Source organism: Nocardia amikacinitolerans NBRC 108937, from assembly GCF_001612615.1.
Classification (GTDB): Bacteria; Actinomycetota; Actinomycetes; order Mycobacteriales; family Mycobacteriaceae; genus Nocardia; species Nocardia amikacinitolerans.
Genome location: NZ_BDAU01000058.1, coordinates 29,056 through 42,125, shown reverse-complemented (window position 1 = coordinate 42,125; position 13,070 = coordinate 29,056). Strand labels below are relative to the sequence as shown.

Below are 13,070 nucleotides of genomic sequence, written 5' to 3'. Positions count from 1 at the left end.
AACTAAGCGCCATATGACTACCGTCGAATCCATTTCACTATCGACGGTAGTCAAATGGCGGTAGCTGAAAGCGGCGGCCACCGGCACCGAAACCCTCCCGTTCGGGCCGAAGTTCCGCGCCCTGCCGGTCAAGCGCCCTGTGGAACGCACGACCATGATCGCCTCGTGGATCGCGCCTTGCGACGAACACAGCAGAGCCGCAGGCCAGTGACCTGCGGCTCTGCCATCTTGTGGACCTTGGGGGGACCTTACTACAACCCGAAACCACAGGTAGAAGCCCTGGAGACGCTGCTCCAGAAGCTGGCGGACCCCACAACTTCGGCCCGCCGACCAAGGAACGTCCCACGCCCCGGCGGGCACGGCAACTCGACGCCGACCAGGTCGCAGAGCTGATCACCGGCTACCAGGCCGGAGCGACCGTATATGAACTGGCCGCCCGATTCGGTATCGAACGACGCACGGTCAGCACCATCCTCCACCGGCACCAGGTGCCCATGCGCCGCCGCGGTCTGTCTCCCGACCAGGTCGACACTGCGATCCACCTCTACCGGCTCGGCTGGTCACTGACACGCGTCGGCAACCACCTCGACGTCGCCCACACCACCGTCCTGGCCGCACTACGCCGACACGGAATACCCACCCGCGATTCCCACGGACGAGCACGACCATCCTGAGTCGGCCACGTGGATGAGCGCCACACGCACACCGCGCGGAAGAGCCTCGCATGACAGTGTCGATAGATCCGGCTGACCAGCCCCGAAAGGGGGCCACCAGCTATGCGGGTTGGGATCGGTTGAACTCGGCCGATGAGGTGTCCGGGTCAGCGGAACCGCTGGGTGGCCTGCTCGATGGCGGTGTAGGAGATGCGTTCTTGCTCCAGCCGCACGGACCTGCCCAGAACCCCCTCCACAAGGTCGGTGTAAAGGCTCGCTTCGTCCGGGGTGAGCGACTCGAGGTGCTCGCGGGTGGGGTTCGGCTCGGCGCCCCAGTGACTCTCGTGGGCAAGGAGACTGGTGCGGTCCATGAGCATGGACCGCACACCTGCAAATGAGCGGCGCACGCTGTTCAGGATCGCGAATCCGTGGGTATCGATGTCGCCCCAGTAGACGAGATTCTTCTGATCCAGCCACTTCAAGGGCTGCAACCGGGATGCTGCGTAGCCCTCACCGAAGATGACGACAGCGTCCTCGACAGACGGGAAAGCGAGGTAGGTGATCTCGTTCTCCACAACGAACACCGTTCGCTCGGCCGGCGGCATGGCCGCCAATTCGGGTACGCGGACGGCAAGTTCGCTGAATCCAGGCTTGTCGGACAAGTGCCGGTACCGGATGTAGGAAGGCTTCTGGCGAAAGCCGTACCGGCCGGCGAAGTCGGACGCCGACTTGCTGCGGTCGACGCGCTCCTCCGGGAGCAGGCAGTCCAGCAGCGCCGCCAGGACGGTGCGGAAGCGTTCGATGAACTTGGTGTCGACTCCGGGCACGTCGATCTGCCGTACATACATGTCAGGACGCACGTGCGATTCGATCCACAAGGCGGTGTCGACCAGCCGGGTCCACTCGTCCTGGCACTCCAGAACTTTCATCGGTTCGGCGGACATCCACTCGGCGATGCCAGGAGCTCTGAGCCGGGTCGCGTCGAGCAGGGCTGCGAACGTGTCCACGGTGGACTGGACACCGAGGACAGCCCACAACTGCTCGTAGGAGTCGACCCAGACACGGCCGGGGATCGTGTTGGCGCCGACGAATCGACCTCCGACGGTTCTCATCTCGATACGAAGATGCCGCGCTCGCCGCCACCGTTCGACCCAGTCACGTGCGCTGTCCAGATGTGTGGCGATGTCCTGCGCGCTCGGCCCCCGTAACCCTATCGCCAACGGTTCCCACGAGATTCCGGTGGCGAACCGGGACAGGAACTCGCCGCAGGCCCATCGTCGGCGCAGCTTTCCGAGCACGTCGTCGGGTAGGGTCCAACTGCTCGACGCCACGTCAGGCACCCTGATCGGAAACAGTGGCGAGAGTATGAGCGAGCTGACGCTGCTGGTACTCCTCGATGGTCAAGGTCTGCAATCGCGAGCTGTCACCGGTCTTGTTGTCCACGAATCCTACTGCCGCGACATAGGGTTCGATGACATGGATCTTCTGCAATGGGGTCACGATCAGCAGTTGCAGTCCCAACCGCCGGAAGAGACCGAGCGCGAACCGGGTCGACTCATCGGAACCGCGACCGAAAGCCTCGTCGATCACCACGAACCGGAAGGTCTTCGACTTGCTCACGCCCCAATCGAGTTTGAACTGATAGGCCAACGACGCCGCGAGAATCGTGTAGGCAAGCTTCTCCTTCTGGCCACCGGATTTACCACCCGAGTCGGTGTAGTTCTCATGCTCGGTGTCATCGGCGCGCCACCGTTCGGACGCGGAGAAGGTGAACCAGTTACGCACATCGGTAACCCGGCGGGTCCACTGCCGGTCCGGTTCGGTATGCCCCTCCCGCCCCCGGAACCGTTCGATCAGTGCCTTGACCTGAAGGAACTTCTGTTCGGAGTACTGGTTCGAATCGTCGCCGCTCAGTGATCCACTGGTGCACTCCCGGAGGTCCTTGCGGAAGTCACGGACCTCGACGTTCACCGTCGGATGTGGCTCGAGCCGGATGAACCGTCCAGGGTTGTAATCGATGTCGACCAGCGAGTCGTTGATGGTTTCGATCCGCTGCTTGATCAGCTGCTCCTGCTTGGTCAGCTGAGAATGGAAACCCGCGATGTCGCGGATGGTGTTGGTATTGAGGTAGGTCTTGAACTCGGACTCGAACCGGGGCAGGTCGTCGGAGGAGATCCGGTCGTGCAATGAACGGTATTCGCCTGCCGACTGCACCGAGTTGTCGAACTCCGCCGTTTCCAACGGGTACTCCTTGCGGAAGTCCCCCATCTTGGCGACCACCCGCGCCGCGGCCTTGTTCTGCCGGACGGTGAGCCGATCGATTTCGGTGGTGATCTCATCGTTGACCTCGATGCGGCAGGTGTCGCAGTCTTCCGGGGTAACGAGGTTCCTGGCTCCGACACGTTTGTCCACAGCGGGAAACGCCGCTCGGGCGGATTCGGCTGCGGGTTCGCCCAGCGTGGCCCTCGTATCGCGCAGCTGCCCCGCTGTGGTTGTTCGCTGTCCGTCGAGGTTTCCGAATTCTGTCTGCGCCTTCTTCTGGGCGGCTTCGGCCTTTTTTATCCGGGTCGCGACGGCCTCCAACTCCTCGGTCAGTCGCTTCAACTCGTCCGATTGTGTTTCCAGCCGGGTCTTCTCGTCGGTGAGTTCGGCAATGCGGTTGACCGACGCCTGCCAGTCGATATCGGCGAACTCGTTGACCTGATTCAGCAAGGTCAGGGTGGTGACGAGCTTCCCTTTTTCGATCAGCTCGGTGTTGACCTTCTGCGTCTGCTCATCCACGCCACGCAGTTGATGCTGAAGATGTTTCGCTTGATCGAGCAGAGCGTCGATTTTGGCGTGGTTGTCCCAGCCCAGGACGTAGTGGCGGCGATCATCGATTCGGCGGGCATCGTCCTTCTCGTGCCTGCCGCGAGCACCTTTGACCTGCCCGGCCCGGGTGACAGCCTTGGCTGCGCGCCGGAACTCAGCCATGGTGTCGACACACTCGTAGTCGGCGCGGTGTGCCAGCTCACGTTCCAGCCACTCCGAAAACGACGAGTCCTTGATCTCCAGCTTGGTGAACAGGGACCGTTCCGACAGTTGCGGAGACGGAGTCCGGCCCAGCCGTTCCGGCACTCGGTAGTAGACGAGCTTGATCCCGAGGTGCCGTTCGTTGATCCACTCGGAGACAGCATCGTAGTGTTCGCTCGAGACCAGCATCGACAGCCCGAAGCCGTGCAGCAGCCGTTCGGCTGCCCCTTCCCAGGCGGCGCTGTCCGTACGAACCTGGATGAGCTCGCCAGCGAACGGAAGCTCGGTGGAATCGACTTGTATTGCAGCACAAAGCGCTTCCCGCATGTCCATGCTGCGCTTGGGAATGTTGCTGCGTCGCTGCTGCAGGCTCAGCAACTCGGTGTTGATCTCCTTGGCTTCGGCATCGAGGTCGCGGCGCGAGACGCCGAGATCGGTGAGCCGGTTCTGCAGGTCAGCCTGTTCCTGGTCGAGACCGCTCTGCTTTTCGTCGATGGCACGCCGCCGGGCCGTGAACTGGGCCGCGTCCACGACTGCGGGCAGCGCGGCGTCCATCAGAAGCGACTGATACTGGTCGTGTTGTTTCCGTCGCCGGTCGCGTTCGGCCTCCTCGGAGCCGATCTCGGCTTCGAGCCGACCGATTCGGTCACCCCCGCAGCCCGCGCGCTCGATCTCCAGGTCCCGTTCTTTTCCGCGCAGCCGTTTCAGCTCTGCTTCCGCGGCGGCGGCGGCAGCCTCTTGCCGACCGACCTCGACGTCAAGACTCGACAACCGGTCGACGAGCAACGTCGCCTTGCGATCCGCACAGTAGAACCGGAGTGCTTCCCGTTCGGCCTTTCCGGCCTTGATCCGCGTATCGAGCTCGTCGTAGGTGTCGCACTCGGCGAGCAGGGGCTCCAGCATGGTGAGCTGTGTGCGCGCCTTGAGCACCGCTTCGTGTGCCTTGGTCAGATCTTCGAAATGACGGACGAGCCGACCGGTCCAGTCGGCCGCGTCGAACGGCTCCAGCATGTGGGAACGGACGAAATCGTTCAGGTTGCCCACCGATTTCATGGACACCGTCTGGTGGAACAACTCCATCGCCTGCTCGGACTCGATCCCGAGACGACGGCAGAAGTCCTTGCTGTACGCAGGAAAATGGTCGTGGACGCGAGCTTCCTGCTTCCGCAGCCGACGCTTCAGCGTCGCGATGTCCGCACCGAACTCGGCGAAATCCTCCGCGATCGTCATACCCCGATCCGCTGTCACGTAGAACCGATCCGGCTGACCGACGGAGGCGTCACGGAACCAGAACACCTGGGCCAGCGTCACTGTCGAGTCGTAGCCGACATTGGTGAAGGTCGCGAGGACGACCGAAAACGACCGGCGATCCCGCAACCCGACCGGCCTGGACGCGCCGGTCGCCTCATTGCGCTCGGACTTGTAGTAGCCCAGCACATACGAGCGAAGGTCCCGCTCCTTCGCGTCGGCCCCCGCCGCCTTGTTGTAGGAAATGCGATGCGCAGGCAGCAGCAATGTCGTGATCGCATCGACAATGGTCGACTTTCCCGAGCCGATATCACCGGTCAGCAGGCTGTTGCGCCCCTCGGGACGGAACAGCCACACCCGCTGGTCGAAGGTTCCCCAGTTGTAGACCTCCAATCGCTCCAACCGGTAACCGGCGAGTCCGGAATCCTCGGTGTCCAGGCTCGCCGCGCCGAACAAGCCGCCCATCAGTCCGCCCCCTCCACACCATCGAGTTGCGCGGCGTAATCGCCGAGTCGCTGGTCGAACTCGGCCAGCCACTGTCCGTCCACGAATGCCTTGAGTATGCGCCGCACTTCGTAGGCGGCGTCCTGCCCGGCGATCCGCCGCAGGAAGCCGAGGTCGACAATCTTGCCGAGCAGGGTGTCGATCTGGTCGACCAGCCGGGCTTCATTGCTGCTCTCGGGCAAGAACATCCGCACCATCTCCACAAGCTGATCCCTGGTGAGAATCAACCGGGTCTCCGCGCCGGAGGCGTCGAACTCGGCAAGCTTCTTCCGCAACAGCGCCAGCAGCAGACTCACGTGAAACGACAGCGCCCGCCGCGGGATCAACCGGGGCAATTTCCCGTCCTCGTCCTCATCTCCCGGCTTCGACCGCAGGAAGGCATATCCCTCGGTCTCATCGACGATGACGGTCAGGCCCATCACGCCGACGTAGTCACGCACCTGGGCCTGTAGCGGCAGCAGATGCCGCCACACCTTCTCGTGACTGTCCGCATAAACCACCCCCTTCATCAGGTGGGTGATGACCAACGGCAGGTCGAGCTCATCGCGACGGGATGACGTGGACACGCCGCCCATGCTAAATACGCTCGCCGACAACGCGCTCGCTGTCCGAGGCCCGGATAAACGTCACCCGCGGTATCGTCGCCACCCGCTCCACGCCACCGTCGTCCATCCAGCGCACCTGCTCCCGCGTCGCCTCGTCGAAGACGATCTGGAAAGTGGGGTCATCGAGCGAGAGATAGGCAACGAGCTCGGCCATACCCTGTTCCAGCGGGCGGCGCACCAATACCTCACGCAACCCGACCTGGGCATGTTCGCGCAGCTCTCCGCGCACGACGCCGCACAACAGCTCACGGTCCACATAGACCTGCTCGAACAGCGCGGACGAATCGACGTTCTCGTCGGCCGCGGCGATGCCCGTACTGTCCAGCGAGACCTTCTCTTTCGGCGTGTAGAGCGGACGTTCCATCGGCAGACCGATTACCGGTGCGGTGCCATCGAGTTCACAGGTGATCGCCGGGGCGGACTGCTCGCGGAGTGCAAGAGCGGAGGACTCGATGCTGTGCAGGATGTCCATCACACGACGATTTTCCAGCCACACCTGGTCGTCCAGAAATCGTCGCAACTGCTCCGACAGCAGCCGCACCGTCGCCTGAGTGCGTTCGGCCGCGTCGAGCCAGTCGTAGTGAATGTGCCGCATACGCGGGTCGGTTTCGCCGATCGCGTCCAGCGACTGGACCTTCTCGAGCAGCTCGGTGAGCTCGGTTTGCCGTTCATGTGACAGAAGGAAGTCGTAAAACGCCTGGAAGCTGCGCCCCTGGTCCGAATCCGTGATGGTGGTGCGGTTGCCGACCACCTCATCGAGCAGCTGACCCTTACTTCCCGCCCACCCGGCGATGCGCGCACGAAGGGACCGATCCAATCCCCGGAAGTTGGCCTCGACCTCACGGAAGTCGGCCAGCAACTCCCGTGCGGTCGCGGCGAACTGCTGATAACGGTCCCGCTGAGCCGAATCATCGAGCACGGCGAAGCGACCGCTGGCGACCTGGGTGATCTCTTCGTCGATCACGCTGCGCCGCCGGTGTAGTTCGGCCAGTCGGACATCCGGATCGGTTTCCGCGCCGTAGGCCATCTGGCGCAGCAGCTCGAATACTGTGTTCAGGCGGGACTCGGTACCGACGAACGAACGATCCCGGAGCGAATCGACCCAGGTCAGTGCTTTCTCAACGGCAGGTGTCGCATCGAAATGCACCTCATCCGAGCCGGTGGGATAGTACTTCCGCAACCACCCGCTCGCCGGCGCCGCCAATCATCGAGATATGCCTTCGCCGCCTTGGGAAACGTACCGTCGCCATGCTGCTCGTTGAGCGCATACAACTCATCGTCGAGACGACCGGCCAGCTCCGTGGCCGAGATCACCCGGACGTTGTCCTCGACAAACACCTTCCGCAGAAAGCCGAGCACCAGCGGCGCATTGTCGGCCCGCAACAGCCGCCACGCAGGATCGTTGCGACGCAGGAAGTCGATTTCATCGAAGTCCATCAATCTCTCCAGACGAGTTCCTGCGGATCCCAGATCGCGGTGTCCCGAGCACTCACACCCAGGACCGGATCAATGAACGCGGCCACGACGTCGGCTGCGGTGGTCGCGGTGAACGAGGCAGCGATCGGGACACCCTTCGCGGTCGCGGGGTAGGTGCGGCTCCAGTCGGCAGGAATCTCGAAATGCTCGAACGGTTCGATGCCTCCAAGTGCCTGTTTGGCGGCAATCGCTCGGCGCAACTCGTGGAGGTCGACGCTCTGGGTATGGGCGAGAACAACGAGATCGACCAGATCCTTGACCCGGCTGCTGCGCTTACCGCCGGGATAGTTGGTGTCCATGGTCGCGCACACCTTGTCGGCGATCTGATCGGCGATCGGATAGAGCCGGTACGGATAGGTGATCAGCGGACGGCGCAAGTGCAACCGATTCACCGGTTCGATCACGTCGGGCCGGCCGACCGGAATCGGCCCGACCACGACATCGACGGTCAGCGTGTCGATCTGGCGGCCGGTGTGGACATCGAGGCACACGTACACGAAACGACGAGTGGCGACACCGGGCTGGTTGTCACCGAGCCCGGTGCGCTCGGATCGGATCAACCGGAACGTGAGGTGGTCACCCAGGTCGGCCGCCACCAGAGCACTGAGCGACCGCTCCGCCTCGGCCAAGTCTCCCGCCTGTTGCGCGGCCAGGTCCACATCCTTGGTTGTGCGCGAGCGAGGAACCCGGGCCAGCATGCTCATGCCACCCTTGAGCAACCATTCCGACTGCTCACCGTCAGCGAATACACGCGAGAGGAACCGATCGAACCGTGCCTGCCGGATCTGAGCGTCGATGGTCGCGGCACTGATACCGGGACCGGCATCGCGGGCGGCCTTCTTGGCCGCATCCTTGATCGCCAGTTCCAGAGATCGCCAGTCTGCGTAGCCGGATCGATCAGTCACCGCGGAATCCTTCCGGACGTATACCAGCCAGTTCGAACAGGTCCGCCGCGACCTCGCAGCCGGTGTGACGGCCGATCGCGTCGAGATGATCGGAGAGCCGATCGGCAGACAGCAACTTTCCGGCTCGAACGGCATCGCGTACGGTACCGGCGACCAGTGACATGTCCGTGGCGATGTCGACGAGGTCTGCGATCGTCCGCTCGACGGTGAGCGTCGGCAGACCGTCGACCGGTAGCACATCGTCCTGAGTCAAGGGCCGGATCCGTAGGCGCACACCGGGCAGGCGCGTGCCCTTACGTGCGGGGACGATGAAGTCGAGTTCGTCGAGCAGGAAGTCTCCGATGCCGTGGACAGCGGCCGCCGTGGTACCGGCGGCCACGAGCGCAGCCACCCCGGTACCGGTGCGGTGGGCAGTCGCACCGCCGAGCGCGAGCCAGGTCGCATAGATCGTCTCGTGTTCGGCCACTGGCGCGCCTGCCATCCGGTAGACCCCGTGCGCCACGCGCTCGATCGCGCCGGCGGCGGCCATCCGGGACAGCTGCTTGCGAGCGACACCGGCAGTGGCAGCCTGAGCGGTCGTGAACAGGCCCCACCGCTGCTCCGCGATGACACCCAGCCGCGCTAGTGTCGCATCCGCCACGACAACAAATGTACCCTATTAAGGGGACAAACGTTGCCATCAATCTCCTGTGTATAGCCACATGCGCCGCGGCGGCCTGTCTCCCGACCCGAGTCGTGAGCGAGTATCAGTACTACGAATTCTTGGCCCTCGACCGGCCACTCGACGACGATCAGGCAGCGGTGCACTCGCTGTCGACCAGGGCAAGAATTACCGCCACCCGTTTCGTGAACCAGTATCACTGGGGCGATTTCAAGGGCGATCCCGGCCGGTTGATGGAGTGCTACTACGACGCGCACCTCTACGTCGCCAACTGGGGCACCCACCGGCTGATTCTGCGCCTGCCCCGCGACCTCCTCGATCCCGGCATCGTCGAGGACTACCGCATCGACTACGCCGTCGACGCCCAGATCACGAACGAGTCGGTCATACTCGAGTTCTCCAGCCAGGACGAGGCGCGCGAGTTCGACTACGACCCCGCCACACGGCCCGGCCAGTACGCGCCTTGTGGGAGCAGATGTTTCCGCAGCTCCGGGCCACCGCCTGATGGATCCACGACAGCACGAACTGGCACGGATCGCATTGCACCGTCGGCCGCCGCGGCTTCGTCCTTGGCGGCGGACACGCTGTAGCACTGCACGGGATGGGCACACGGCCATCCGAGGACGTCGACCTGTTCTCCGACGTTCGCGGGCCCCCCGGTGACGTCGCCGATGACGTGATCGGCGCGTTCGAGGCCGCCGGACTCTCGGTCGCGACCATTCGCCGAACCCCGGACCTCGTGCAGCTCACCGTCACCTACCCCGACAGTTACGCATCCAAAGTCGACCTCGGCGTATTCTGGCGATCCCGGTAGCCGGTGCTACTGGAAGTCGGGCCTGTCCTGCACCCCGACGACGCGGTGGCAGGCAAGATGGACGCCCTGTTCAACCGATGGGCACCCCGCGACTACCTCGATATCGATGCGATTCTCGACAGCGGGCGCTATTCACAGCAACAGCTGATTACGATCGCCACCGACCACAACCCGGCTTCGACTCGACCATGTTCGCCGAGTCCCTGTCGTTCCTGCACCAGATCCCTGATCGCGACTTCACCGCCTACGGAATCGACGAAAACACCATCACCGCAATGCGTGCACGCTTCGCCAGATGGGAACACGACCTCACCAACTAACCGATGCCGCAGAGGGACATCGTGGCCGGCGCCGTAAACCCGGCCGAGGATAGACGTATGACACCGTCGAACAACACCACCCGATCGGCCGAGGTCCGTGTACGCAGCGACCGTCGTGACCCACCCGACGTCAATAAGCTCGCAAAACTACTCATCCAACTCACACAAGAGCAGACAACCGACGAGCCCCGGGACCAAGACCCTCGCAACGCGATCGGCGACACGAACTCACCCTCTGCATCGCTGCCCGCCCGCCGGCCTCCGCAACGGCGCGCACGAGGACTGGACCCCGAACAGACCCAGACCTTGATCCAGCAATACGTGGCCGGCGCGACGACCTACGAACTGGGCGACAGATTCGGCATCCACCGCCGAACCGCCAGCGCGATCCTGCACCGGAACAACATCCCTATGCGACGACGCGGCCTGTCCCCCGAACAAATCGACCAAGCCATCGACCTCTACAACCGCGGCTGGTCTCTGGCCGAAGTCGCCAGACACCTCTCCGTCGACCCGACCACCGTCGTCAACCGTCTACATGACCGCGGCATTCGCACTCGCGACACCCACAGACGAACCCGGACCTGACACACCGAGAATCACACCGAACGGCAACCGCGACGTCCATTTGTGCGCAAGGTGATGCCCAAAAACCCCAGCAAAGACGGGAGTAAGGAGTAGGACACTTCTGCCCTACTCCTTGAAGTGGAGCTAAGGGGACTCGAACCCCTGACCCCCACACTGCCAGTGTGGTGCGCTACCAGCTGCGCCATAGCCCCTTGGTGGGTCGCGCTCGGTTTCCCTCGCGCCTGATGAAAGTTACACCACCGGCGTGTCTGCAACCAAATCGCCTGGAAAAAGGGGTGGCGGTGGGGTGAACTCGGACCGTAGAATCGAACACATGTTCGAACAGAATCAGCTCTCTGCGATGGACTTCGGGGCCATGAGTGACGAAGGGTTGATCGAGGCGCTCAGGGCGGTGCATGGGGCGGCGGCCGCGGCTCAGGCGGCGGAGGTGTTCGCGGTGCGTGAGCTGTATCGGCGGCATCGGGCCGCGAGCGCGGAGCCGGGGCCGGGCGGGGTGCGAGCCGGGGAGTTCGCGGCGGCCGAGGCGGCGGTCGCGCTCTATGTGGACGAGGGCACCGCGGGGGCGCTGATCGATATCGGGTTGGTGCTGGAGGAGGCACTGCCTCGCACTCGGATGGCGTTCGCGGCGGGGCGGATCGACCTGGCGAAGGTGCGGGTCATCGTGGACAGCACGCGGGCGTTGACGAAGGAGGTCGTCGACGCGCTGGAGCCGCGGCTGCTGGAGGCGGCGGCGCGGACGAATCCGGCGCGGCTGCGGCAGGCGGCGCGGCGGTGGGCGAACCGGCTGGATCCGGCGGGCACGCAACGGCGCCGGGAACGGCGGCAAGAGGACCGCGACGTGCGGATTCGGGCGGTGCAGGACAGCATGGCGGTGTTCGACGGACTGCTGCCCGCGCCCGGCGCGCAGACGGTCGCGATGCGGTTGCGGGAGATGAGCTTGCAGGTCTGCGCGGCGGATCCGCGGACGATGCCGCAGCGGCGGGCCGACGCGCTGGTGGCGCTGGCGGACGGGTCGGGACGGCTGCGTTGCCGCTGCGGCCGCGGCGAACGGTGTCCCAAGGCCGGCGTTCCCGCGGAACCGCCGCGACGGCCGCTGATCCAGATCGGGATCGCCTCGGACACCTTGCTCGACATGCGGCAGGCGCCCGCATTCCTGGCCGGCTACGGGCCTATCGATGCGGCGCTGGCCCGATTGCTGGCCGAGCATGCGACGTTTCAGGTGGTTCGCGAGCACACCGAAGACGAGGAGGCGGCGCTGCGACGCATCGCGAGCGAGATTCGGGCGGTGGACGGGATGTGCCGGTTTCCGGGCTGCACGATTCCCGCCGCGGAAGGCGAACTGGAGCGCAGCGGCGGCGGACTCGCGGTGCTCTGTTCGCGGCACGTACGCCTGAAGTCGTTGGCGGACAAGCGGAAACAGTGGCGAGTATGGCGCGCCGATCGCGATCGGTGGCAGTGGACCGCGCCGAACGGTGAAGTGCACACCACCGTGCGCGAGGGTGCGCGATATCTGTTCCCGCACACCGATATCGAACTTCCCTCGATCGAAACTGCTGGTACGCAAGCTGTTTCGAGTTCCGTAGGACCGACATGCGACCACGCGTCGAGCCGCGCCCGAAGCGTCCCGACCGAGTCGAATCCGTCCGAGCGGGACGTACCGATCACCGCGTTCACCGCCGACCGCCCGACCGGCGAGGATCTGCTCTACCCGCTCGACGGCCACATCCCGCTGCACCGCCAACTCGCCCGAATCGCCCCCGAGGACGACATCCCGGACGACACCGCACACCACGCCTGAGTCGCGCACCGACCGGCCGGAAAGGGCGACGTCTCGCCACGGAACAGTCGGCTCACGCGACTCGGGCGAATGCGCGCCGGAGGAGCCGGATCATCGGACCTGCCATCCGCAGGCACCAGCCACGGAGCAGCACTCGAGGATCGCACTCCCGGCCAGCCCACACCTCGGCACCCGGTCGACGCGACGGGAGAGACACGCGGCTCGATGACCTCGAGGGTCGCCGTTCGACTCCCGCGAATTCAGCGGCAGACGCGTCGGCGCCGCGGCGCCGGATGCGCCGCAGGAGCCGGATCATCCGACCTGCCATCCGCAGGCACCAGCCACGGAGCAGCACTCGAGGATCGCACTCCCGGCCAGCCCACACCTCGGCACCCGGTCGACGCGACGGGAGAGACACGCGGCTCGATGACCTCGAGGGTCGCCGTTCGACTCCTACGGATTCAGCGGCAGACGCGTCGGCGCCGCTGCGCCAATGCGCGCCGCAGG

10 protein-coding genes, 1 tRNA gene and 2 pseudogenes are annotated in these 13,070 nt (G+C 64.6%); 5 read left to right on the top strand and 8 right to left on the bottom strand.

All coding sequences use genetic code 11. The features are described from left to right. Positions 1–820: 820 nt before the first annotated feature. The 7 genes and pseudogenes from NAM01S_RS31550 to NAM01S_RS31525 all read right to left on the bottom strand — a co-directional run bounded on the left by NAM01S_RS31550 (position 821) and on the right by NAM01S_RS31525 (position 9,043). Positions 821–1,984 carry a Wadjet anti-phage system protein JetD domain-containing protein gene (locus NAM01S_RS31550; RefSeq protein WP_067792446.1) on the bottom strand — a complete coding sequence of 388 codons (1,164 nt, stop codon included), beginning with the start codon at positions 1,982–1,984 and terminating at the stop codon, positions 821–823. A gap of 1 nt (position 1,985) precedes the next feature. Beyond that, a complete protein-coding gene (locus NAM01S_RS31545; RefSeq protein ID WP_253799520.1) occupies positions 1,986–4,595 on the bottom strand; it encodes an ATP-binding protein in 2,610 nt (869 codons plus the stop codon). A gap of 597 nt (positions 4,596–5,192) precedes the next feature. Next, positions 5,193–5,378, bottom strand: a pseudogene (locus NAM01S_RS36865) (ATP-binding protein); the annotation flags it as partial. Further along, positions 5,378–5,992 (bottom strand): DUF4194 domain-containing protein, encoded by a 615-nt coding sequence (locus tag NAM01S_RS31540; RefSeq protein ID WP_067792441.1) that lies wholly within the window; start codon positions 5,990–5,992, stop codon positions 5,378–5,380. The pseudogene NAM01S_RS36865 and the gene NAM01S_RS31540, both read right to left, overlap by 1 nt. A 1-nt stretch (position 5,993) precedes the next feature. Further along, positions 5,994–7,459: pseudogene (locus NAM01S_RS31535) on the bottom strand (DUF3375 domain-containing protein). Beyond that, a complete protein-coding gene (locus NAM01S_RS31530) occupies positions 7,459–8,403 on the bottom strand; it encodes a nucleotidyl transferase AbiEii/AbiGii toxin family protein (protein ID WP_067792439.1) in 945 nt (314 codons plus the stop codon). Before NAM01S_RS31530 ends, NAM01S_RS31535 begins: the two are co-directional and overlap by 1 nt. After that, complete coding sequence (locus NAM01S_RS31525) at positions 8,396–9,043, bottom strand: type IV toxin-antitoxin system AbiEi family antitoxin domain-containing protein (protein WP_067792436.1); 648 nt, start codon at positions 9,041–9,043, stop codon at positions 8,396–8,398. Before NAM01S_RS31525 ends, NAM01S_RS31530 begins: the two co-directional genes overlap by 8 nt. A gap of 95 nt (positions 9,044–9,138) precedes the next feature. Here NAM01S_RS31525 and NAM01S_RS31520 point away from each other — a divergent pair, with 95 nt between their 5' ends. From NAM01S_RS31520 to NAM01S_RS35500, 4 genes are all read left to right on the top strand, one after another. Further along, a complete protein-coding gene (locus tag NAM01S_RS31520; protein ID WP_067792433.1) occupies positions 9,139–9,654 on the top strand; it encodes a hypothetical protein in 516 nt (171 codons plus the stop codon). Positions 9,655–9,665: 11 nt separating this feature from the next. Continuing rightward, entirely contained in the window at positions 9,666–9,878 is a 213-nt protein-coding gene (locus tag NAM01S_RS31515; protein ID WP_067792430.1) for a hypothetical protein, read from the top strand. A gap of 188 nt (positions 9,879–10,066) precedes the next feature. Beyond that, entirely contained in the window at positions 10,067–10,198 is a 132-nt protein-coding gene (locus NAM01S_RS36855) for a hypothetical protein (protein ID WP_255284346.1), read from the top strand. A 57-nt stretch (positions 10,199–10,255) separates the two neighbouring features. Continuing rightward, entirely contained in the window at positions 10,256–10,786 is a 531-nt protein-coding gene (locus NAM01S_RS35500) for a helix-turn-helix domain-containing protein (protein WP_157108000.1), read from the top strand. 118 nt (positions 10,787–10,904) lie between these two features. Here the strand turns inward: NAM01S_RS35500 and NAM01S_RS31505 are convergent. After that, positions 10,905–10,977 (bottom strand) — tRNA-Ala (locus NAM01S_RS31505). Between the two features lie 53 nt (positions 10,978–11,030). Here NAM01S_RS31505 and NAM01S_RS31500 point away from each other — a divergent pair. Continuing rightward, on the top strand, positions 11,031–12,584 hold the full coding sequence (locus NAM01S_RS31500) for a DUF222 domain-containing protein (protein WP_157107999.1): 1,554 nt from the start codon (positions 11,031–11,033) through the stop codon (positions 12,582–12,584). Positions 12,585–13,070: the final 486 nt, after the last annotated feature.